This window comes from Acinetobacter halotolerans, from assembly GCF_004208515.1.
Taxonomy (GTDB): domain Bacteria; phylum Pseudomonadota; class Gammaproteobacteria; order Pseudomonadales; family Moraxellaceae; genus Acinetobacter; species Acinetobacter halotolerans.
The window spans coordinates 11,119-32,305 of record NZ_SGIM01000012.1 but is presented as its reverse complement, the minus strand read 5'-3'; the positions used below and the strand labels follow the sequence as shown (position 1 = coordinate 32,305).

The 21,187-nt window shown below is 40.4% G+C and carries 22 protein-coding genes and 1 pseudogene; 18 read left to right on the top strand and 5 right to left on the bottom strand.

Annotated features, from left to right (window positions below; genetic code table 11):
• The first annotated feature begins 5 nt into the window (after positions 1-5).
• The 10 genes and pseudogenes from infC (at position 6) to EXE30_RS13225 (ending at position 5,366) form a co-directional block, all read left to right on the top strand.
• Positions 6-557: a translation initiation factor IF-3 gene (gene infC / locus EXE30_RS13270; RefSeq protein WP_130162807.1), complete on the top strand. Its 552-nt coding sequence runs from the start codon at positions 6-8 to the stop codon at positions 555-557.
• 144 nt (positions 558-701) lie between these two features.
• The gene (locus EXE30_RS13265; protein ID WP_130162806.1) at positions 702-1,019 is read left to right on the top strand and encodes a DUF7709 family protein; all 318 of its coding nucleotides are present in this window, start codon (positions 702-704) and stop codon (positions 1,017-1,019) included.
• Positions 1,020-1,148: 129 nt separating this feature from the next.
• Positions 1,149-1,769 carry a glutathione S-transferase N-terminal domain-containing protein gene (locus tag EXE30_RS13260; protein WP_130162805.1) on the top strand — a complete coding sequence of 207 codons (621 nt, stop codon included), beginning with the start codon at positions 1,149-1,151 and terminating at the stop codon, positions 1,767-1,769.
• On the top strand, positions 1,766-2,209 hold the full coding sequence (locus tag EXE30_RS13255; RefSeq protein ID WP_130162804.1) for a hypothetical protein: 444 nt from the start codon (positions 1,766-1,768) through the stop codon (positions 2,207-2,209). The genes EXE30_RS13260 and EXE30_RS13255 overlap by 4 nt, the downstream gene beginning before the upstream one ends.
• Positions 2,210-2,329: 120 nt before the next feature.
• Positions 2,330-3,181, top strand: a complete 852-nt coding sequence (locus EXE30_RS13250) for an arylamine N-acetyltransferase family protein (protein WP_130162803.1) — start codon at positions 2,330-2,332, stop codon at positions 3,179-3,181.
• A gap of 66 nt (positions 3,182-3,247) precedes the next feature.
• Positions 3,248-3,676, top strand: coding sequence for a YqaA family protein (locus tag EXE30_RS13245; RefSeq protein ID WP_130162802.1), 429 nt, complete (start codon positions 3,248-3,250; stop codon positions 3,674-3,676).
• 199 nt (positions 3,677-3,875) lie between these two features.
• Positions 3,876-4,070 carry a 50S ribosomal protein L35 gene (gene rpmI / locus EXE30_RS13240; protein ID WP_004278281.1) on the top strand — a complete coding sequence of 65 codons (195 nt, stop codon included), beginning with the start codon at positions 3,876-3,878 and terminating at the stop codon, positions 4,068-4,070.
• An 11-nt stretch (positions 4,071-4,081) separates the two neighbouring features.
• A complete protein-coding gene (gene rplT, locus EXE30_RS13235) occupies positions 4,082-4,441 on the top strand; it encodes a 50S ribosomal protein L20 (RefSeq protein WP_004664213.1) in 360 nt (119 codons plus the stop codon).
• 93 nt (positions 4,442-4,534) lie between these two features.
• Positions 4,535-5,092, top strand: coding sequence for an NADAR family protein (locus tag EXE30_RS13230; protein ID WP_130162801.1), 558 nt, complete (start codon positions 4,535-4,537; stop codon positions 5,090-5,092).
• Positions 5,040-5,366, top strand: a pseudogene (locus EXE30_RS13225) (hypothetical protein). Before EXE30_RS13230 ends, EXE30_RS13225 begins: the two are co-directional and overlap by 53 nt.
• Here EXE30_RS13225 and EXE30_RS13220 read toward each other — a convergent pair.
• Positions 5,363-6,361 carry a hypothetical protein gene (locus tag EXE30_RS13220; RefSeq protein WP_130162864.1) on the bottom strand — a complete coding sequence of 333 codons (999 nt, stop codon included), beginning with the start codon at positions 6,359-6,361 and terminating at the stop codon, positions 5,363-5,365. The pseudogene EXE30_RS13225 and the gene EXE30_RS13220 overlap by 4 nt on opposite strands.
• Before the next feature lie 156 nt (positions 6,362-6,517).
• On the opposite strand from EXE30_RS13220, the gene pheS reads away from it, so the two are divergent.
• The 3 genes from pheS to EXE30_RS13205 are packed head-to-tail and all read left to right on the top strand — an operon-like array spanning position 6,518 to position 10,206.
• On the top strand, positions 6,518-7,498 hold the full coding sequence (gene pheS / locus EXE30_RS13215; protein WP_130162800.1) for a phenylalanine--tRNA ligase subunit alpha: 981 nt from the start codon (positions 6,518-6,520) through the stop codon (positions 7,496-7,498).
• 33 nt (positions 7,499-7,531) lie between these two features.
• A complete protein-coding gene (gene pheT / locus EXE30_RS13210; RefSeq protein WP_130162799.1) occupies positions 7,532-9,913 on the top strand; it encodes a phenylalanine--tRNA ligase subunit beta in 2,382 nt (793 codons plus the stop codon).
• The gene (locus EXE30_RS13205; protein ID WP_000126166.1) at positions 9,910-10,206 is read left to right on the top strand and encodes an integration host factor subunit alpha; all 297 of its coding nucleotides are present in this window, start codon (positions 9,910-9,912) and stop codon (positions 10,204-10,206) included. Before pheT ends, EXE30_RS13205 begins: the two co-directional genes overlap by 4 nt.
• A gap of 101 nt (positions 10,207-10,307) precedes the next feature.
• On the opposite strand, the gene EXE30_RS13200 is transcribed toward EXE30_RS13205, so the two are convergent.
• From EXE30_RS13200 to trxA, 3 genes are all read right to left on the bottom strand, one after another.
• Positions 10,308-10,538: a hypothetical protein gene (locus tag EXE30_RS13200; protein ID WP_130162798.1), complete on the bottom strand. Its 231-nt coding sequence runs from the start codon at positions 10,536-10,538 to the stop codon at positions 10,308-10,310.
• Positions 10,539-10,936: 398 nt separating this feature from the next.
• Positions 10,937-12,205: a transcription termination factor Rho gene (gene rho / locus EXE30_RS13195; protein WP_004672538.1), complete on the bottom strand. Its 1,269-nt coding sequence runs from the start codon at positions 12,203-12,205 to the stop codon at positions 10,937-10,939.
• 320 nt (positions 12,206-12,525) lie between these two features.
• Positions 12,526-12,852, bottom strand: a complete 327-nt coding sequence (trxA, locus tag EXE30_RS13190) for a thioredoxin (RefSeq protein WP_130162797.1) — start codon at positions 12,850-12,852, stop codon at positions 12,526-12,528.
• A 269-nt stretch (positions 12,853-13,121) separates the two neighbouring features.
• Here trxA and ppx point away from each other — a divergent pair, with 269 nt between their 5' ends.
• The 5 genes from ppx (at position 13,122) to EXE30_RS13165 (ending at position 18,297) form a co-directional block, all read left to right on the top strand.
• A complete protein-coding gene (gene ppx, locus EXE30_RS13185) occupies positions 13,122-14,642 on the top strand; it encodes an exopolyphosphatase (protein ID WP_130162796.1) in 1,521 nt (506 codons plus the stop codon).
• A 100-nt stretch (positions 14,643-14,742) separates the two neighbouring features.
• The gene (locus tag EXE30_RS13180) at positions 14,743-15,567 is read left to right on the top strand and encodes an acetyl-CoA carboxylase carboxyltransferase subunit alpha (protein ID WP_130162795.1); all 825 of its coding nucleotides are present in this window, start codon (positions 14,743-14,745) and stop codon (positions 15,565-15,567) included.
• Positions 15,504-16,889, top strand: coding sequence for a tRNA lysidine(34) synthetase TilS (tilS, locus tag EXE30_RS13175; protein WP_130162794.1), 1,386 nt, complete (start codon positions 15,504-15,506; stop codon positions 16,887-16,889). Before EXE30_RS13180 ends, tilS begins: the two co-directional genes overlap by 64 nt.
• Before the next feature lie 3 nt (positions 16,890-16,892).
• Positions 16,893-17,732, top strand: a complete 840-nt coding sequence (gene proC, locus EXE30_RS13170) for a pyrroline-5-carboxylate reductase (RefSeq protein ID WP_130162793.1) — start codon at positions 16,893-16,895, stop codon at positions 17,730-17,732.
• A 16-nt stretch (positions 17,733-17,748) separates the two neighbouring features.
• On the top strand, positions 17,749-18,297 hold the full coding sequence (locus EXE30_RS13165; RefSeq protein ID WP_130162792.1) for a YggT family protein: 549 nt from the start codon (positions 17,749-17,751) through the stop codon (positions 18,295-18,297).
• A 71-nt stretch (positions 18,298-18,368) separates the two neighbouring features.
• Here EXE30_RS13165 and polA read toward each other — a convergent pair whose 3' ends face one another.
• Positions 18,369-21,134, bottom strand: coding sequence for a DNA polymerase I (gene polA, locus EXE30_RS13160; RefSeq protein WP_130162791.1), 2,766 nt, complete (start codon positions 21,132-21,134; stop codon positions 18,369-18,371).
• Between the last annotated feature and the right edge of the window lie 53 nt (positions 21,135-21,187).

Sequence of the window (21,187 nt, the reverse complement as noted above, 5' to 3'; positions counted from 1 at the left end):
TAAAGATTAAACAGCCTGACCGTAACCAACAACAAGGTGCTAAAAGTAACCGTCCTGCCATCAACGATGAGATTCGTGCGAAAGAAGTACGTCTCGTTGCAGCAGATGGTGAGCAAAAAGGAGTCGTTTCATTAACTGAAGCGTTGCGTGCTGCTGAAGAAGCCCATCTTGACCTTGTTGAGATCGTTGCTAATGCAGAACCTCCTGTTTGTAAAATCATGGACTACAACAAGCACTTATTTGACTTAAAGCAAAAGCAAAAAGATGCGAAGAAAAAACAGCATCAAGTGCAAGTGAAAGAAATCAAGTTACGTCCTGCGACGGATGTGGGTGATTATCAAGTAAAATTGCGTGCAATTTTACGTTTCCTTGAAGAAGGAAATAAGGTGAAAATTACTTTGCGTTTCCGTGGTCGTGAAATGGCACACCAACAGCTTGGTTTAGCTCAATTGCAAAAAATTGAGGGCGATGTGGCTGAATTTGGCGTTGTTGAACAAGCTCCAAAAATGGAAGGCCGTCAAATGGGCATGTTATTGGGCCCGAAAAAGAAAAAGTAATTTTTCTTGATAAAAAAGCACCGCAATAAGCGGTGCTTTTTTTTGCAAAAAATATTTACTCAATAACGATAATCATTAAATTTTTAAGCTAATTCATGATAAATTTACTTGAATATTAAACTATTTCTATAGAGGCACACGCGAATGTCTACGATAAATGGTACACATGAATTATCTGAAATAAATCAAAAAGTGGTACAGGATGGAGAGATTTTACCGCAAGTTAGATTAAAGGATGGTAGTCAGGTTCAAACTGGAACTGTAGCAACCATGTTGCATAACATTGATTTATATAATGCAGGTGCACGTGGTGAGGTTGAACAGGAGTTGGCGCTGGCTATTCCCACTTTGGTTAAAGTTGGATTATTCAACTTATTTACGGTTGAAGAATGGATCGATGGCGAAAATGCGGGGCGTCGGTTTGTCGGTGAAAAAGCCAAAGCATACTTAGCAAGCCAGTAGTTTTCTTACACCAGCCCATTGAAAAGGTGCATTTTATTGTTTTGTTTCGTATTGGAATAATACGAAGCGCTGATTAAATATGCTATAACGCCATAAACAGTCATGATAACGATGAATAGGATAATATAAATGATTGACTTATATTATTGGGGTACACCCAATGGGCATAAAATAACAATTGCTTTAGAAGAAATGGGACTTGCATATCAAATTTTCCCTATCAATATTTTAGAGAATGATCAGTTTCAGCCTGACTTTTTAAGAATCTCTCCGAATAATAAAATTCCTGCGATTGTTGATCAGAATGGACCACGTGGCGAATCGATTTCTGTATTTGAGTCTGGTGCGATACTACAATATCTGGGTCGCAAAACTGGGTTGTTCTATCCAAGTGATGAGCAAGAACGTGTTGAAGTTGAGCAATGGTTGATGTGGCAAATGGGTGGATTCGGGCCAATGCTTGGGCAAAATCATCATTTTAATAAGTTTGCTGCTGAACGTATTCCCTATGCGATTGATCGTTATATCAATGAAACCAAACGTCTCTATGGGGTGTTGAATAAACAGCTGATTGGTCAGAAATTTGTTGCGGGAGAATATTCAATTGCGGATATGGCGATTTTACCTTGGGCATTACGTTATGAGTGGCAAGGTATTCAACTCGAAGATTATCCTTATGTGAAAGATTATATTGAGCGCCTAACCGCTCGACCTGCGATACAAAAAGCCTTGTCAATAAAAGTTGGATGAATCAGGGCATTGGATGGCACAGCTATTTTAAGCATTGGGCAATTGCAATGGGATTGCTCTTCATCACAGCAATCCTTTGCGCTCAGCTGCAAAATCACTATTCCGAGGATAATTTAGGGATTTTGGTATTTGTTTTGATTGGTGTTTTAGGGCTTTTATTTTCTTCGTTATTTGCTTGGCTACAGGTGGAAACTAGAAACTCATATTATAGCACTTGGCTTTTCGTGGGCTTTTTAAGCCTGTCGTTATTGTTAAGCACTTATCTTGATCATACGGTATCCATTGACTGGGCGGCAGTTTCAGATGGGGATACTCAACTCACCTTGTACCAAGAAATTGTAACCTCAGATCTCACCTTCTGGATGGCTTTTATTTTCCCATTTCTTTTCTCAATCCTTACTTATGTTATTCGATCCAAGTTAGCTCGGATGAAGGATTAGACATTTCAAAAACCGTAATCTAATCAGGGTGTGAATGACTATTTTATAGTTGTGTAATTTTTAAACTAAAATTGGCTTGATCATTATAGGATAGTTTAATCATAAAAAGCATAGTCAGTCATGAAGCAAATAATTTCAACACGTTATTTAAATAAGCTTGGTTTTGAAGGCGACTTCACACCGACGCAGGATAATCTAAAGACCTTATTAAGCTTGCATGTGCAGCACATTCCTTTTGGTAATATTGCTTCTTTTTTGGGAGAAGAGGTTTCATTAGAACCTGATCGACTTGTTCAGAAGTTATTAATTGAAAATCGGGAAGGATATTGTTTAGAACACAGTACGTTAACCAGAATTGCGTTAACTGAATTGGGATATGACGCATTTAACGTGTTAGGTCGAGTGTATTATCAAAGTACCCACACCGTAGCGCCAGTACGCACGCACTTGGTAACATTGGTTCGACTTGATCAACAATTATTTTTATATGATCCAGGGTTTGGTGGCATGACACCGACAACCATTTTGTCTTTTGAGGCGATCGGGAAAATGCAGCCAACGCCATTAGAGCCTTTCAGATTCGTTGATATTGCAGCGTGTGGAATTGATGCTTCGCAGCTGACGGATATGAAATATATGTTGCAAGTCTTTCTGCATGATGAATGGGTCAATGTATATGCCATTAATCCTGAGCAAAAGATTGCCCCAGCCGATGCTATGATTGCAAATTGGTATATATCCACATCACCTGAATCATTGTTTACACAGCATTTGATGTTATTTACGGTCAATTCAGAGAGTAGAATGACTTTAAAAGACCGTGTATTAAGAATACATGGCAAAGAAAGGTCGGATAAAAAGATTTTATCTACTTTTAGTGATTTTGAGGAAACCATGAAAACTGTTTTGCGAATTAATCTTGAAAAAGAGCAATTGCAACAACTGTGGGAAAAATTAGCTTTAAATCAATAATTACAAGTTATGTTCTTTGGGTAATGCCTGTATGCTTTGCCCAAGTCTGAGTGAAACTTTGAATTGATGTCTTATTTCTTATTATTTATATCCGCTTTTGGGGCTGCAACGTTACTTCCTTTACAGTCAGAAGCCGTCTTAATGACGCTATTAGTACAAGGTCTTTCAAATCCCTTTTATTTACTTCTCGTGGCAACCATTGGTAATGTACTAGGTTCATGTGTGAATTGGTGGTTGGGGCTAAAAATAGAACATTTTAAAGATAAAAAATGGTTTCCAGTTTCTCAACCTCGTTTAGAACAAGCTCAGCAGATTTATCATAAATATGGTTTTTATTCCTTACTTTTGAGTTGGGTACCTGTGATTGGGGATCCGATCACCTTAATTGCTGGATTAATGAAAGAAAAGTTTGGACGATTTTTATTGATTGTGACGATTGCCAAAGGCGGGCGTTATCTATTTATGTATGCTTTATATTTAGGGTTATTTAGCTGAATTTCTCAGTCCGTAAGCTTATTGAGGGGAGTATTGAGGGCTTTATCAAATCTGCAAAGGCATCTCGAATGCTCGGCTTTGAACCCATAATTTTTGCTTTAGTTTTAAGCAAAAATACTATATGATACTGCCTCCCTTACCTGCAGGTCGTTTTTGCAATGGTGCAAACGTTCCGAACAGGTGTTCAAAAGAGGTTGTTATGCCTAAGATGAAAACTCGCCGTGGTGCAGCTAAACGCTTTAAAGCGACTGCTAACGGTTTTAAGCGTAAACAAGCGTTCAAACGCCACATTTTGACCAAAAAATCTGCTAAGCGTATTCGTCAATTGCGCGGCTGTGTAATGGTTCACGTAAGTGATGTTGCATCAGTTCGTCGTATGTGCCCATACATCTAAGGAGATTATAAATGGCTCGTGTAAAACGTGGTGTAGTGGCGCATCGTCGTCACAAGAAAATTCTTGCTCGCGCTAAAGGTTACTATGGTGCTCGTTCACGCGTTTATCGCGTAGCGTTCCAAGCAGTAATCAAAGCTGGTCAATATGCTTACCGTGACCGTCGTCAGAAGAAACGTCAATTCCGTGCTTTATGGATTGCGCGTATCAATGCTGGTGCTCGTCTTAACGGTTTGTCTTATAGCCGCATGATTGATGGCTTGAAAAAAGCTCAAGTAATCATCGACCGTCGTGTATTAGCTGACATCGCTATGCATGATGCAGTTGCATTTGCTGCTTTAGCTGAAAAAGCTAAAGGTGCATTAGCTGCATAAGCTTAGAGATTCAAAAGAGACCGCTTTTTAGCGGTCTTTTTTATTTTTAGAACATTCGGTCTAAATAATAGATAATAAGTAGAGAGATATAATATGCAAGATGAAATTTTTTTAAATGATTTAATTCAACAAGTCCAACAAGGTCATTTTTTTAAATATTTATATTTTTGGGGGCATACTCCAAAGCAAACAAATATGGTTGATAAGAGTTGTTTTAGTCAGTGGTTTCCATCACCATTTACACAGAATGGGGTTGAATATCTCACCGCTGAACATTATATGATGGCACAAAAAGCTAAACTCTTTAACGATGATGAAATATTTAATCAGATTTTGAAAGTCAAACATCCGAATGAAGCAAAACAGTTAGGTCGTAAAGTACTTAACTACGATGAACAGGTGTGGCAGGAAAAACGTTTTGAAATCGTGGTAGAGGCAAACTTGGCGAAATTCTCGCAGTATTCAGAATTGAGAGATTTTTTAATTGCCACCAATGACCTTATTTTAGTTGAAGCGTCACCTGTTGATCGGGTTTGGGGTATTGGTATGGCGCAAGACCACGAGCATGTGCAAGACCCTAGTTTGTGGAAGGGCTTAAATTTGCTCGGTTTTGCACTTATGCAGGTTCGAGCACAACTTTTGGCTAAATAGGGTTGATATTCAGGAACTCAACGAAGCCTATTGGTTTCCAGATCAATATCCAACGACACAGCAAATCATTGAGCATTTTCAATTAGTTTAGGATGCAGATCTCAGTTATCCCATTATCTTGTGTGCTGAGGGTCGGGTCATGGATGGGATGCATCATGTTGCTAAAGCAAGCTTACTTAAGCAAACTGAGATTCTAGCGGTGCGATTTGAGCAAACTCCTGAACCAAACTTCATTAATATTGACGAAGATGAGCTGGATTATACTGAATATTAAAGCCCAAAATAATAAGCCAACACACATATTACGACCGTGATCAGCACCAGTTTAATCACGCTGGAGTGATTGGTCTTGTATGAACTTGTGGAAGCTGATCCGACTGGAACATCCATAGTTCGATCATAAGGTTCCATCGGCATTTCAAAATCAATATTTTTATAATGATTGGCAATCTTAGTAATAAGTCTGCCAAATACATCATCTATTTTTTGTGCAAAGTTGCGTAAGACAATTTGTTGTTCAGGGCTAATGATTTCACCTTCATTATCATATGGATTGAGGCGTTGACACTCAATGAAACCTGTGAGCGCGGACATACGATGCATCAATTGATGGGCTGACTCTGCTTGATAGGTTGTAGGAATAATAGCTAAGACCGTTTTATCTAAATGGCTTTGTTCTAGCTCATAGCCATAAAAAGGTAGCTCCACTTGTTCTGACTCTAAGAAGTTTTTTGCACATTTATGGTTGAAAAGCTCTTGATCAATAAATTTCTCTATTTCATGCCAATCATTATCTTTTAAATCTGAAGTAATTTTTTTAGACAGTTTTTCATTGAGTGGATAACGCCAAAAAATCTCTTGTCTGAATTTAATTTGTTGTGTAGCGGGAGCTGTAAAGGGATGGTCATAAGGGTGCCATTCTGCAAGTTCATGACCGCAAATCCATGCCGCTTTATTTTTGCCTTGATGACTGACAATAAAGTGAGCGTAGGGAAGTAATTCAACGTTTGGATTGGGGTTGCTTTCTTCATCGAGAATGCTTGAATTATGTAGGCTTAGTTTATCTACCCCTTGTTGTTTTAATGCTTCTAACCAAACTCGAAAATGTTGTGCCAAAAGCTGTTGAGACGCTAAATCACGAAAAACCAAATGATGTTGAGCAAAGATAGGATGGTTAATCCAATCATTAATACTTAAGTCTTGCTGTAAAAACTCATTGCCATAGGTGACAAGCGTCAATTGTGCTTTCCAGATTTGATCGAGCGCCATTGTTTTTACTCTTGGTTTTTTAGCGGTAATGGCGATTTTATCAAATTGTTGCGGTATATGTTTTTTCAATCGGCTTAATCTTCAAAAAATAGATAAAAAGCTGATAAACTATAGCGTTTTATTATATTTCTATAATTTGTTGCTTTGAGAGTTACTATGTCACTGGAAGCCCTGACCACTGAAGCGCTTGCTGCCATTGCAGCGGCTCAAGACCTTGCTGCACTCGATCAAGTTCGAGTTCAATTTACAGGGAAGAAAAGCCAGCTTGCAGAACAGTCGAAAGCACTTGGAAAAATGGATCCTGAAGAGCGGAAAGTACAAGGTGCTGCGATCCACGCTGTTCGTGAAGCAATCAATGCTGCTTTGACTGAGCGTCAACAGGCCTTACAGCAAGCCGAACTTGAAAAAAAATTAGCAAGTGAAACGATTGATATTACTTTACCTGGTCGCGGTCAACGCATGGGGAGTATCCATCCTGTTACTCAAGTTCAAGAGCGCATTTGCCAGTTCTTTACCAAAGCGGGTTTCCAAGTTGCACATGGGCCTGAAGTTGAAGACGATTATCATAACTTTGAAGCGCTAAATATTCCGGGACATCATCCAGCACGTGCTATGCATGATACTTTCTATTTTGATGCGACACATCTACTTCGTACCCATACATCGGGTGTGCAGATTCGTACTATGGAAAGTAATCAGCCACCTATTCGTATTGTGTGTCCGGGCCGTGTCTATCGTTGTGATTCAGATCAAACGCATTCTCCGATGTTCCATCAGATCGAAGGTCTGTATGTGGCGGAAAATACCAGCTTTGCTGAATTAAAAGGTTTATTAATTAACCTGCTGAATGAATTCTTTGAAAAAGATTTAAAAGTACGTTTCCGTCCCTCTTATTTTCCATTCACAGAGCCGAGTGCAGAAGTGGATATTATGGATGAGCGTGGGCGTTGGTTAGAAGTTTTAGGTTGTGGCATGGTGCATCCAAATGTACTGCGTGCCGCAGGGATTGATCCTGATAAATACAAAGGCTTTGCTTTTGGTTTAGGGGTAGAGCGTTTTGCGATGTTGCGTTATGGCATCAATGATTTACGTATGTTCTACCAAAATGATGTGCGTTTCTTACGCCAATTTGCCTAACAATTTTTTCAGGATTAAATAAGGTTTATACAAATGAAAATTAGTGAAAATTGGTTACGCACATGGGTCAATCCAGCAATCGATAGCGAAACGCTGTCTGATCAACTCACCATGTTAGGTTTGGAAGTTGATGAATTGGCGCCTGTAGCTAAACCATTTACAGGTGTTGTGGTAGGCGAGGTCTTGACTGTTGAACAGCATCCAGATGCAGACCGTCTAAGAGTAACCACGGTGAATATTGGTTCAGATGAACCATTACAAATTGTGTGTGGTGCACCGAATGTACGTGTAGGTATGAAAGCACCTGTGGCGACTATTGGTGCAGTGTTACCAGGTGATTTCAAAATTAAAAAAGGCAAGCTACGTGGTGTGGAATCACAAGGAATGCTTTGCGGTGCTTCTGAAATTGACTTAGAAGATAAAATTGATGGTTTATTAGAGCTACCTGCTGATGCATTAGTCGGGATGAATATCCGTGAATATTTGAAACTTGATGACAATGTCATTGATATTAGCATCACGCCAAACCGTGGTGACTGTTTTAGTATTCGTGGTATTGCCCGTGAAATTGCCGTCATTAATAAATTAGGTGTGAATCAACCAGCGATTCAAGTCATTGCAGCAAATATTGCCGATGAAAAATCAGTATCGATTAGCACTGAAGGTACACCACGCTATTTGGGTCGTATCATCAAAAATGTCAATGTAAAGGCAGCAACGCCTGAGTGGATGGAGCAGGCACTCACTCGTTCTGGTATTCGTAGCCATAGTATCTTGGTCGATATTACTAACTATGTATTGCTTGAATTAGGTCAACCGATGCATGCCTTTGACTTGGCGAAAATTGCTGGCTCAATTCAAGTACGCCAAGCAAAAGCTCAAGAAAAGCTGATGCTGTTGAATGACCAAGATGTTGAATTGCAAGATGACATGATGGTGATCGCAGATGATCAAAAAGTTTTGGCGATTGCAGGGATTATGGGTGGCTTAGATTCATCGGTTACTGATGATACACAAGATATCTTCCTTGAAAGTGCATTCTTTGCACCTTTAGCGATCGCTGGTCGTGCACGTCGTTTGGGTTTGCATACCGATTCTTCACAGCGTTATGAACGCGGTGTGGACTTTGAGTTGCCAATGATCGCAATGCACCGTGCTTGTGAACTGATTCAAGCATTTGCAGGTGGTGAGTTTGGTCCAATCACGGTTGCTGAACAAGCTGAATTATTACCAAAACGCGAAACAATTCAGTTAAAGCAAAGCCAAGTTGATCAATTGTTAGGTTATCAGGTTGAAGGTGAGTTTATCGTTGATGCTTTAACTCGCCTTGGCTGTAATGTAGAGATTGTAGCCGAAGGTCAGTGGTCTGTGATTCCTCCTTCGCATCGTTATGATATGGTGATTTATCAAGACCTGATTGAAGAGGTTGCCCGTATTCATGGCTATGACAATATTCAAATCAGTTTGCCAAAAATAGATGTGATGTTGAAAAAGTATCAAGATGGTTTTGATATCACCCAACTGCGTCAAAGTGTTGCAACTTTGGGTTATCAAGAAGCGATTAGCTTTAGCTTTGCCGATGCGAAATTGGAAAAACAACTTAATCCAAATGTACAGCCACTCATGCTTGCCAATCCAATTTCAAGTGATTTGGCGGCAATGCGTAGCACACTACTTTCTAGTTTGATTCCTTGTGTGCAATATAACTTGAATCGTCAACAACATCGTGTACGTTTCTTTGAGTTAGGTTTGCGTTTTGACTATCAAAATGCGAAAAATATTCATGATCTCAAGCAGATTCCTACATTAGCGCTTATCGCAGTAGGCTCACAAGTGCCTGAGTCGTGGCATGCTAAACCAACTGCAATGGATTTCTTTGATTTTAAAGGTGAAATTGAAGAAATTTTGGCTGCTGGTCGAGTAAATGTTGAGTTCGTTCGGACCGAGCGAGCTTGGTTACATCCGGGACAATCAGCTGAAATTTTGGTTGAGGGGCAGTCAATCGGTTATTTAGGACGTTTACATCCTTCTTTAGAAAATGATTTGGATTTGGGTACGACTTGGGTTGCAGAGTTGAATCAACAAGCAGTTTTGCAATCTTATGTATCTAATTTTACAGAATTATCACGTTTTCCATCGGTTAGACGTGATATTGCGCTTTTAATCTCTGATAAGATTGTGGTGAAAGATATTCAGCGCATGATTGAGCAAACTGGGGGTGAGTTACTTGACTCTACATGGTTGTTCGATGTGTATACGGGGCAAGGCGTCGAACAAGGCAAACGTTCTTTAGCTTTTGCATTGTTGTGGCAGCACCCATCTCGTACGCTTGAAGATGCTGAAATCAAATCTGGTATGGATAACATTATTCAAGTGTTGGAAAACACTTATCAAGCGACATTGAGGGCCTCATGACAGCATTAACAAAAGCAGATATGGCGGACCATTTAAGTGAACTTACCAGCTTAAATCGCCGTGAAGCAAAACAAATGGTCGAGTTGTTTTTTGACGAAATTAGCCAAGCATTGATTGCTGGTGAACAAGTCAAACTCTCAGGGTTCGGGAATTTTGAGTTACGCGATAAGCGTGAGCGCCCTGGACGTAATCCTAAGACGGGAGAAGAGATTCCGATTTCTGCTCGTCGAGTTGTTACCTTTAGAGCGGGTCAGAAATTTAGACAGCGCGTTGGAAATGAGCAGATCGATTGATCTGCTTTTTTAAGCCTGAAATGTTGTTAGAAATCCAAACATATTTTTAGGCGTAAAAAAAGAGAACCAAAAGGTTCTCTTTTTTTTAATCTAAAACTAGATTATTGAGCAACAGAAGCAGGAGCAGCAACTTCAGATGCAGCAGCAGCAACTTCAGCAGCAGCTTCAACAGTCGCTTCAGAAGCAGCAACAGTCGCTTCAGAAGCAGCAGCTACAGCTTCAGAAGCAGCAGCAGTTGCGTCAGTAGCAGCTGCGTCTTCTTTCTTAGAGCAACCAACAAAAGCTAAAGTAGTTGCAACAGCAGCAATAACAGCGAATTTTTTGAATAACATGGCATCACTCTCATAAAATTGTGAGATTAAAAAAAACCTGAGTTAGTCTGTTTGTGCTTTTATTATTCCTAAATATTTTAGGAAACAACGCAGGGAGCAGTCTAACTAGTCAGCTGCTATCCTATCAAAGCAAATCATGAATTACTACTATTCTGTCTGGCAAAACGACAAAAATAGACAAAAATCGGTCATTTTTTGATAGAAAATAACTATGAAGGATCATTTGTGAATCGGTATTCTAGAGAAAAATGACAGGGGGTGCTTATACATCCATATATAAATCAAATAGATAGTAAATTTAAAGAAATAAGAACTCAATTGTAACCATTGTGTAAGCGTGTCAACCAAATCACAACAGCCACCATAAAGGTGGCTGTTGTGGAAATGCGATCTTAAACCTAGTTTGCAGCTTTACGCTTCATTTGGTCAAAGAAATCATCATTGGTCTTAGTTTCTTTCATACGATCAAGTAAGAATTCCATCGCTGCAAGTTCATCCATTGGGTGAAGTAGCTTACGTAAAATCCAAACTTTACGCAGGTTATCCTCTCCCATTAAACGCTCTTCACGACGTGTACCAGATTTCTTAATGTTCATCGCTGGGAAGACACGTTTTTCCGCGATACGGCGATCAAGAGTAATTTCTTGGTTACCTGTACCTTTAAACTCTTCGTAGATGACATCATCCATCTTGCTGCCTGTTTCAATCAATGCCGTAGAGATAATGGTTAATGAACCACCCTCTTCGATATTACGTGCAGCACCAAAGAAGCGTTTTGGGCGTTCGAGCGCGTGTGCATCCAAACCACCTGTAAGTACTTTTCCTGATGAAGGGACAACTGTATTGTAGGCACGCGCTAAACGAGTAATAGAGTCAAGCAGAATCACAACATCTTTTTTATGCTCGACCAGACGTTTCGCCTTTTCAATCACCATCTCGGCAACTTGAACATGTCGAGCAGGGGCTTCATCAAATGTTGATGCCACAACTTCGCCACGAACTGTGCGCTCCATTTCCGTTACTTCTTCTGGACGTTCATCAATTAATAATACAATTAAGAAAACTTCTGGGTTGTTACGGACGATAGATTGAGCAATGTTTTGTAAAAGCATTGTTTTACCCGCTTTTGGCGGTGCAACAATAATTGAACGCTGACCTTTACCAATCGGTGCGACGAGATCGACAACACGAGAGGTTAAATCTTCTGTTGTACCATTACCCAGTTCCATCACCATTTGCTCGGTTGGGAATAACGGGGTTAAGTTTTCAAATAAAATTTTATTACGGGAATTTTCTGGTGTGTCATAGTTAATTTGATTTACTTTTAATAAAGCAAAATAACGTTCACCTTCTTTTGGTGGGCGAATCGTACCTGTAATGGTATCACCCGTACGTAAATTAAAACGGCGAATTTGTGATGGACTGACATAAATGTCATCTGGCCCTGCTAAATATGAACCAGCAGCAGATCGTAAAAAACCAAAGCCATCAGAAAGGATTTCTAGAACGCCATCACCAAAAATTTCTTCGCCATTCATTGCATGGCGTTTTAAAATGGCAAAAATAATATCTTGTTTACGGTTACGTGCCATGCCTTCAAGGCCCATAAACTCCGCAATTTTAATGAGTTCGCCAATGGGTTTTTTCTTGAGTTCAGTTAAGTTCATAAGTGGTCAGACAGAATGGAATAAGTGGAGGATTGTGTTGGGAAAGAAAAAATCGACCGCATATATACTGATGTAATTGTATTAAACAATTACGATCCAGTAGTCTGGTTCATTGTTTCAGAGAGAAATGTGAAAACAATTGTTATTGCCGAGCGGCGATCTTATGTTTTGTATCGTGTAAGAAGCGCAATGAAGTAGATTCCATTCAAAGCTTCTTGATCGAGAAATATAGACGAAATCAACTGCTTTGTCAATTTTTAAGGAGGAATACGCTAATCAATGGATAGCGTATTCCACAGATGGACAGTTATACAATCTAATTAGATGTTTTGGTCAATAAACGCTGCAAGTTTAGAACGAGGCGCTGCACCAACTTGTTGATCAACAACTTCACCATTTTTGAACATCAATAATGCTGGAATATTACGGATATTATATTTCACTGCTGTTTCTTCGCAGGCAGTAACATCAACTTTAACGATTTTTACTTTTCCAGCATATTCGTTTGATAAGTCTTCTAGTACAGGTGCAATTGCTTTACAAGGTGCACACCAGCCAGCCCAGAAATCAACAAGTACGGGAGTTTCAGCATCTAAAACATCTGCTTGGAAGTTCTCATCAGATGTATTAACAATAGTCGCAGACATGGGATTGCTCCAAATTTAAGAAATAAAGTATCAAGTCAGTATCAGAAAGAATATTACATTGCTACTTTATTCAATGTAAGGGTTTGTTCTGATTATTCAAGTTAGAAAGTGAAAAGTCTAATGGTTGCTCACGATGCTGATCATCGACTTAAACAATCATTTATATGTCATAAGCGAAAATACACGCGTTTTATTGTTTAAAATGACTTTAAAATTGTAAGCATGTGAATTACTCTAATGCGTGAATTGAGCATGGGTTTATATGAATAATGTCTGATTTTCTGATTGATGAAGAATTACTTGCTGCAATTGATATGGGATCAAATAGTTTCCATCTTGCAATTGCTCGTGTCGATCACGGTGAAGTTAAAAAAGTTGCTTCAATGTCAGAAAAAGTCCAATTGGCTGCTGGACTAGATGAAAATAAAAATTTAACAGAAGCTGCTCAACAGCGAGGCTTGGCTTGTTTAGCCCGTTTTGTTGGACGTTTGAGTTCAGTTCAACCCAATCGTTTAAGGATTGTTGCAACCAATGCGTTAAGACAAGCCAAGAATGGTCATGAGTTTATACAGAAAGCAGCTGAAATTTTACCTAAACCTATTGAAATTATTGCAGGTCGTGAAGAAGCACGTTTAATTTACCTTGGGGTGTCACATTCCATGGCCAATGGTGGTCGACGTCTAGTCATTGATATTGGCGGTGGTTCAACAGAATTTATTATTGGTGAAGAATTCGAGCCGATTTATACCGAGTCCTTGCAGATGGGCTGTGTGGCTTATAGTAAAACCTTCTTTGCGGAAGGTGAAATTTCGAATAAAGCCTTTGATAAGGCTGTCGTTGCCGCACGTAAAGAAATGTCAGGGATTGCCAATACCTATAAAATGGAAGGCTGGGATACCGTGGTGGGTTCAAGTGGAACCATTAAAGCCTGTCGTCAAATTTTAGTGAATCTTGGTTTGAGTGACGAACAAGAAAACCTGACTCGTGATGGTCTATATAAGCTCAAAGATCGTTTGTTGAAATTTAAGCATACTTCAGAAATTGATTTCGAAGGCTTACGTGAAGATCGTCGAGCAGTTTTGCCAGCTGGACTTGCGATTTTGTATGCGATTTTTGATGTATTAAATATTGATAAGCTTGCTTATTCGGATGGGGCATTACGTGAAGGTGTAATGTACGACTTACTGGGTCGATTCAAACATGAAGATATTCGCGATCGCAGTGTTCAAGCATTGATGGGGCGTTATAATGCCGATCCAAAACAAGCAGAGCGTGTGGTCAATACAGCCCAGCACTTGTTTAATGGTGTGGCTGACTCACTAGATTTAACTACTGAAGACAGTGACTTACTGCGTCGTGCGGCTTATTTACATGAAATTGGATTAGCCATTAGTCATGGTGGTTATCACCGTCATGGTGCCTATTTATTACAACATTCAGATATTCCTGGTTTTTCACAAATTGATCAAAATCATCTTTCGCATCTGATTTCTCATCATCGTCGTAAGCTACGCGCAGATGCTAAAAACGATGTATTGAAAGTTGGTGGTCATCATTTGGTTTATCTTTGTATGATCCTTCGGCTTGCAGTTTTACTGAACCATAGTCGTAGTGATCAGATGCTTCCTGCCATTGAACTGAGTGTGGTAAATGATCAACAATGGCAACTGAGTGTTTCTGGCGATGCTAAGCAATGGCCTTTACTGGTTGCTGATCTGCATGACGAACAAGTGCAATTTAAGCATTGGAACATTGGCTTACATATCTTGTCAGACAAATTTGTTGATTAACTTAGGTGCTGTTGACCTTTCAGCTTGAAACGCAATTTGCGTATAACTTATAGAAAGTGTCAACAAACCTTGCATCCTTGTTAGGGATTATTTACGACTTATGAAAAATAAAGCGACTCAGTCCAAGGCTTGGACTACGGTTCAAATTGCGCGACATCCTGAACGTCCGCAATTCCTCGATTATGTGAGTGAAATCTTTACTGAATTTGATGCACTCCATGGTGATCGTCTATATGGTGATGATGGTGCAATGATTGGTGGTCTGGCTCGTTTTGACGGACAGCCTGTCATGGTGGTAGGTCAACATCGTGGGCGTGGTACCCGTGAGAAGCTACAACATAACTTTGGGATGTGTAACCCAGAAGGTTATCGAAAATCTCAACGTTTACTTGATATGGCGGAACGTTTCAATTTACCTGTTTTTACTTTTGTTGATACCATGGGGGCTTATCCTGGTGTCGGTGCTGAAGAACGTGGTCAAGCAGAAGCAATTGCAACGAGCTTGGCACAACTGTCGAGTTTGAAAGTACCTGTGATCGCAACAGTACTAGGTGAAGGTGGTTCTGGTGGTGCTTTGGGTATTGGTGTGGCTGATCGTGTTATCATGCTTTCACACAGTATTTACTCGGTGATTTCACCTGAAGGCTGTGCTTCTATTTTATGGAAAACAGCAGAAAAAGCAGCGCAAGCGAGTGAAGCACTTGCATTGACTGCTGATAAGTTAAAAGCGATTGGTATTGTTGAATATGTCGTGGATGAAGGTGAGGGGGCGCATTTGCAACCTGAAAAAGTCATGCATGACCTAAAAGATGTGTTAAAACAAGCCTTGGAAGAATTGCAACCGATGGATGCTCAAGCACGATGCGAAGCACGTTATCAACGTTTAATGAAGTTTGGCAGCAGCAATTTAGGCATCGCATCCTAGCGCAAGCGCAACATTTTTCTGAACAAACTCACTTCTTAATTGGATGTAGCGGCGGCATGGATTCCATGCTGTTGCTGTCTCTAATGTCCGAACTTTTCCCGAAGAAAATCCGTACGATTTATATCGATCACCAGTTGCAACCATCAAGTGCGATGTGGGGCGATGTGGTTCAGTGTCATGCAGATATCCATAATGTCCCGTGTATTATTCAAAAAGTAGATGTTAGGGCTGGAAATCTAGAACAACAAGCTCGCCAAGCCCGTTATCAAGCCTATCTCCAACATTTACAACCCAATGAAATTCTGGTTTTAGCACATCATCAACAAGATCAAGCCGAGACAGTTTTGTTACGCTTATTCTCTGGTGCAGGTGTAAATGGATTGGCTGCGATGCAGCAGATTGATGTGCGTAAAGAGATGACTATTTGGCGGCCCTTTTTAGATCTAAGTCGAGCACAGGTTGAACAGTGGTCACAACAGATCGGTCTTGAGTATGTGACCGACCCAAGCAATCAAGATATTCATTATGATCGTGCGTGGTGTCGAGAAGTGCTGTGGGATGTATTACAACATCGATTTCCTAAAATGCAGGCGGCGGTCGCACGTAGTAGTTATTTAATGCAAGATGCGGCTGAGATTTTAGATGAAGTGTTGCAAACGGATTGGCAGCAATGCGCAACATTCGATGAACTCAATTTAACTAAACTCAAAGAATTATCTCATGCGCGCCAGCGTCAATTGCTCTCCTCATGGATAAAAGGCGATGCGCAATACCGACCCAGTTACGACATGGTTCAGCGTTTACAACAAGAAGTCATTTTAGCCAAACCAGATGCGCAAGCAACTTTACATGTGCATCCGTATTATTATGTGCGTTATCAAAAAACCTTGTATCGGTTAAGCCATGAGGTTTTGTATGCAGAAAAATTATCAATACTTCCTGATGTTATTTCACAGCGATATTTATTAGGGCAGAGCATTCAAGTTGCAGCAGGGCGGTTTAAAATTGAGTCTCAAAGTTTAGGTCTTTCTCCTCTACTCTTCGGAAGAGAGCTGCAGTTATTAAAACGACAGGGTGGTGAGAAAATTCATCTATATGGTCGAGTTGGGCATTGGCCACTCAAAAAAGCCATTCAAGACGCGCAGATTTTGCCTTGGTTTCGTCATACAATTCAAATATTAGTCGTGGATAATGTTATGCTTGGGGTTTTTAGCCCAAAAGGTTTTTGGTTAGCACAATCTGAGTATCTAGTACAGGGCGGTTGGCAACCAAGTTTAATTTCTGACTGTATTTTTCATCAGTCTTTATCACATGATGAGTAGGACATGGCGACAACATTGAATCAAAATATCTGTTTTATCGGCGGCGGAAATATGGCGCAGGCCTTAATTGGTGGGCTACTTTCTCGGGGCTTGCCGACCACACGCATTACAGTGTCTGATCCAGTAGAGCAGATTCGTCAAATATTAGAAGAAAAAGGGATTCAAACCACGACGGATAATGTTGCAGCAATCAAAGAGGCGGATGTCGTTGTATTGGCAGTGAAACCACAGGTATTAGCAACGGTTTTACAACCATTAAAAGGCTTGTTGTCAGATAAACTCGTGATTTCAATTATTGCGGGCGCTGAAATCCAAACCATTTCTGATTTAATTGGCGGCAGTGAACGGATTGTACGCGTAATGCCGAATACACCTGCATTGGTGCAAACGGGGGCACATGGTATCTATGCATCTGCTGCTGTGGGTACTAAAGATCGTGAATTAACCAGTCAAATTTTAGCGGCGACGGGTCTAACCATTTGGGTTGATAATGAAGCGCAAATTGATGCAGTAACTGCGGTATCTGGCTCAGGTCCAGCCTATTTTTTCTATTTAATGGAAAGTATGATTCGCGCGGGTAAAAACTTGGGCTTAGATGAAAAAGTGGCCACTGCATTGACTTTGCAGACTGCACTGGGTGCGGCGCAAATGGCCATTACCAGTTCCAATTCTCCAGCAGAATTACGTAAAAATGTGACCTCACCAAATGGCACAACTCAAGCAGCATTAGAGGTGTTTGATCGTGGCCAGATTTCACAAAATATTCAAGCAGCGCTTGCAGCAGCTCAAAAACGTAGCCAAGAGCTTGCGCAAGAGTTGAGTGACAAGACTAAATCAGTTTAAGTAGGATAAGACAATTATGGGTGCAAGTTCTGCGCTAATTTTTGGTGTTTTGATCAATGTTGCAATTTTATTGATCTTTTTCCGTTTTTTAATGCAATTGGCGGCAGTTACTCCCTACAATCCTGTTGTTCTTTCAACGACGAAAGCGACTAAGATTGTAGATGTTTTCAGTCGTATATTTCCAACGGTAAGCAAAGGTCGGGTCAATTTAGCCGCACTAATCTTGGTTATTTTGCTTTACTTCCTGAAAATGTGGGGAGAAAAGCATTTAGCTGGCGTAGGTACGGGGAGTACCTTGTATTTTATTGTTTCTACAGTAAAAGAGATGCTATTGTCTTTGGTGACGATCCTTAAATATATGATTTTTGCCTTTATTATTTGTAGCTGGATCATGATGCTTTCGCAATTCCGTTCGCCGTATATGGAGGTGATTCAGGAGTTGGTTGAACCTATTTTGGCGCCATTCCGTAAAGTGATGCCAAATATGGGGATGATTGATTTATCACCGATTCTTGCATTTTTAGTGTTATTTGTGGCGGAAACAATGCTGAGAGCGATTGTCTAGCTTGAGTGTTTATAAATTTTTGCTTTAAAAAAAGAGATGCTTAGCATCTCTTTTTTTGTGGAAATAGAAGCTTAATGCGCAGCATCCCAATTCAGTCCTTGACCCACTTCAACCACGAATGGAACTGAGATTTGCAAGACTGACTGCATTACCTCTGCGATTTGTTTAGAAAGCTCATCCGCAATTGCTGCATCTGCTTCAAATACCAATTCATCGTGTACTTGTAGCAGGAGTTTGGCTTGATCTTTTGGCAGCATTTGATCCACAGCAATCATCGCTAATTTGATAATATCAGCCGCACTGCCTTGTAATGGCGCATTAATTGCAGCTCTCTCGGCAGCTTGTTTGATCATTTTATTGTTGGCCAAAATATCAGGTGTATAGAGGCGACGACCTAAAATAGTTTCGACAAAACCCTGCTCACGTGCAATCTGACGAGTGCGTTCCATATAATCCAGTACACCCGGATAGCGTTGGAAATAACGTGCGATATAGCCACGTGATTCTTCTCGCGTAAAACCAAGTTGACGAGTTAAGCCAAATTCTGACATACCATACAGTAGACCAAAGTTGACTGCTTTAGCTTGGCGACGTTGATCATTGGTGACATCTTCAATTGCAATACCCAATACTTCTGAAGCAGTGCGACGGTGTACATCTTGGCCAAGCTGGAATGCATGAATCAAAGCATCGTCTTGGGAAAAGTGTGCCATCAATCGCAGTTCAATTTGTGAATAATCGGCTGCAAGTAGAACGCGACCTTCAGGTGCAATAAAAGCTTTACGGATTTGACGACCAATCGGGGTACGAATTGGAATATTTTGTAGATTTGGATCAGTCGAAGATAAGCGCCCCGTTGCAGTTAAAGCTTGATGATAACTGGTATGAACACGGTGCGTTGTGTTATGAGATTGCTCAATAAGACGGTCGGTATAAGTATTTCTAAGTTTTGCCAATCCACGATGCTCTAAAATGACTTCAGCAAGTGGATGTTCAACTTTTTCTAAGATACTTTCACTGGTGCTGTATTGCCCCGTTGCTGTTTTCTTCCCACCTTTAATTCCCAGCTTTTCAAATAGAACTTCACCAACTTGTTTGGGTGACGATACATTAAAAGCTTCACCTGCCAGTTCAGTGGCCTGATCTTCTAGAGTCTGTATGGTCTTCGAAAATTCAACACTGAGCTGATCAAGAAATTGATGATCAAGCTTAATGCCATCTTCTTCCATGGCGGTCAATACGCGTGCAACTGGCATTTCAATATTGTGCAGAATATTCACAAGTTCTGGGGAGTTTTTTAGTTTCCCTGATAAGACCTCATACAGACGATAGGTGACATGTGCATCTTCGGCTGCATAATGCGCCGCAACTTCGAGTTCGATTTGATTGAAGGTTTTCTGTTTGGCACCTTTGCCTGCAATTTGCTCGAATGTGGTGGTCAAATGGCTTAGATAAAGTCGGGCGACGTCATCCATGCCATGACGTGTTGCTGCTGCATTCAATACATAGGATGCCAGCATGGTGTCGAAGTACCAGCCTCGAATGGTAATGCCATGATTGGCAAAGATATGGGCATCATATTTTAGATGATGACCAATTTTCTTGACCTGCTCATTTTCAAGGATTGGTTTGATTTGAGCTAATACTTGATCGCGATCGAGTTGTTGTGGTGCACCTTCATAATCATGCGCCACCGGCACATAGAATGCGTCATTGGCATCAAATGCGACTGAGAAACCAACAAGTTCGGCAATACGATAATCTAAATTCGTGGTTTCTGTATCAATGGCAAAATGATCAGCTTGCTGCATTCGTTGTAACAAAGCATCCCAATCTTGTTGTGTGAGAACCGTATGGTAGGTGGCTGTTCCGAGCTGATCATCTTGACTTGATAGTGTGGCATGGTCTTCGGTCACAATCGTTTCAGCTTTTTGTTCAGCTTTCACAATTTTTTGAGATGTTTGTTGATAAGCCGAGGTATTCGGATTATTTGGATGATCTAAGGATTGTAATTGATTACGGAATTCGAGTTCTGTATAGAGATGACGTAAACTTTCGATGTTCGGGCTGCTAAGTTTAAGCTCGTGCCAATCTAGGTTTAGCTCAAGATCACAGACGATACTTGCCAGTTGGTGATCAATCTTGATGTTGTCTAAGCTGTCTTTGATATTTTGACTGATTTTGCCTTTCAGTTGATCGACATTGGCAATAATATTATTCAGTGAGCCGTATTCATTGAGGAGCTTAGCTGCAGTTTTTGCACCAACACCTGGAACACCCATAATGCCATCTGACGCATCGCCCATAAGGGTGAGGTAGTCAATAATTTGATGCGGATGAACACCAAACTTTTCAAAAACACCCGCTTCATCAAGCACACGTTCTTTGAAACTATCTTCGAGTTTGACATGTTCATTGACCAGTTGGGCCATGTCTTTGTCACCCGTTGAAATCAGAACATGATGACCTTCACTTAGTGCTTGCTTGGTCAAAGTTCCAATAATATCATCGGCTTCAGCGCCTGCGAGATAATATAAAGGGATCCCTTGTGCCTTAATTAATGCGTGCAAATATGGAATTTGTTGAGACAATTCTTCTGGCATACTTGGACGATCACCCTTATAAATAGGTGAAAGAGCGTGGCGAAAAGTAGGTTCAGGCGTATCAAAAATCACCGCCATATGCGTCGGTTGTGTACGACGCATCAATTTTTGAATTGCAGAAATTGCACCACGTATTGCATTGGTATGTAAGCCAGTAGACGTCGTTAACGGTGGTAACGCGTGATAAGCACGAAATAAAAAATAAGACCCGTCAACCAAGACAAAAGGTGGCATTGCGCAAATCCTAATTATAAGTTAGCAGGTATTTTACGTGAAAAAGCGATGCC

Excerpts from the sequence above, each read along its gene's own strand:
- pheS (WP_130162800.1), top strand. The coding sequence starts at position 6,518 with ATGTCACTGGAAGCCCTGACCACTGAAGCGCTTGCTGCCATTGCAGCG.
- pheT (WP_130162799.1), top strand. The coding sequence starts at position 7,532 with ATGAAAATTAGTGAAAATTGGTTACGCACATGGGTCAATCCAGCAATC.
- EXE30_RS13165 (WP_130162792.1), top strand. The coding sequence starts at position 17,749 with ATGGGTGCAAGTTCTGCGCTAATTTTTGGTGTTTTGATCAATGTTGCA.
- rho (WP_004672538.1), bottom strand. The coding sequence starts at position 12,205 with ATGAACTTAACTGAACTCAAGAAAAAACCCATTGGCGAACTCATTAAA.
- polA (WP_130162791.1), bottom strand. The coding sequence starts at position 21,134 with ATGCCACCTTTTGTCTTGGTTGACGGGTCTTATTTTTTATTTCGTGCT.
- rplT (WP_004664213.1), top strand. The coding sequence starts at position 4,082 with ATGGCTCGTGTAAAACGTGGTGTAGTGGCGCATCGTCGTCACAAGAAA.
- tilS (WP_130162794.1), top strand. The coding sequence starts at position 15,504 with ATGCGAAGCACGTTATCAACGTTTAATGAAGTTTGGCAGCAGCAATTT.
- EXE30_RS13250 (WP_130162803.1), top strand. The coding sequence starts at position 2,330 with ATGAAGCAAATAATTTCAACACGTTATTTAAATAAGCTTGGTTTTGAA.
- EXE30_RS13260 (WP_130162805.1), top strand. The coding sequence starts at position 1,149 with ATGATTGACTTATATTATTGGGGTACACCCAATGGGCATAAAATAACA.
- rpmI (WP_004278281.1), top strand. The coding sequence starts at position 3,876 with ATGCCTAAGATGAAAACTCGCCGTGGTGCAGCTAAACGCTTTAAAGCG.
- ppx (WP_130162796.1), top strand. The coding sequence starts at position 13,122 with ATGTCTGATTTTCTGATTGATGAAGAATTACTTGCTGCAATTGATATG.
- EXE30_RS13200 (WP_130162798.1), bottom strand. The coding sequence starts at position 10,538 with ATGTTATTCAAAAAATTCGCTGTTATTGCTGCTGTTGCAACTACTTTA.
- trxA (WP_130162797.1), bottom strand. The coding sequence starts at position 12,852 with ATGTCTGCGACTATTGTTAATACATCTGATGAGAACTTCCAAGCAGAT.
- EXE30_RS13180 (WP_130162795.1), top strand. The coding sequence starts at position 14,743 with ATGAAAAATAAAGCGACTCAGTCCAAGGCTTGGACTACGGTTCAAATT.
- EXE30_RS13205 (WP_000126166.1), top strand. The coding sequence starts at position 9,910 with ATGACAGCATTAACAAAAGCAGATATGGCGGACCATTTAAGTGAACTT.
- EXE30_RS13245 (WP_130162802.1), top strand. The coding sequence starts at position 3,248 with ATGTCTTATTTCTTATTATTTATATCCGCTTTTGGGGCTGCAACGTTA.
- EXE30_RS13230 (WP_130162801.1), top strand. The coding sequence starts at position 4,535 with ATGCAAGATGAAATTTTTTTAAATGATTTAATTCAACAAGTCCAACAA.
- EXE30_RS13220 (WP_130162864.1), bottom strand. The coding sequence starts at position 6,361 with ATGGCGCTCGATCAAATCTGGAAAGCACAATTGACGCTTGTCACCTAT.
- proC (WP_130162793.1), top strand. The coding sequence starts at position 16,893 with ATGGCGACAACATTGAATCAAAATATCTGTTTTATCGGCGGCGGAAAT.
- EXE30_RS13255 (WP_130162804.1), top strand. The coding sequence starts at position 1,766 with ATGAATCAGGGCATTGGATGGCACAGCTATTTTAAGCATTGGGCAATT.
- EXE30_RS13265 (WP_130162806.1), top strand. The coding sequence starts at position 702 with ATGTCTACGATAAATGGTACACATGAATTATCTGAAATAAATCAAAAA.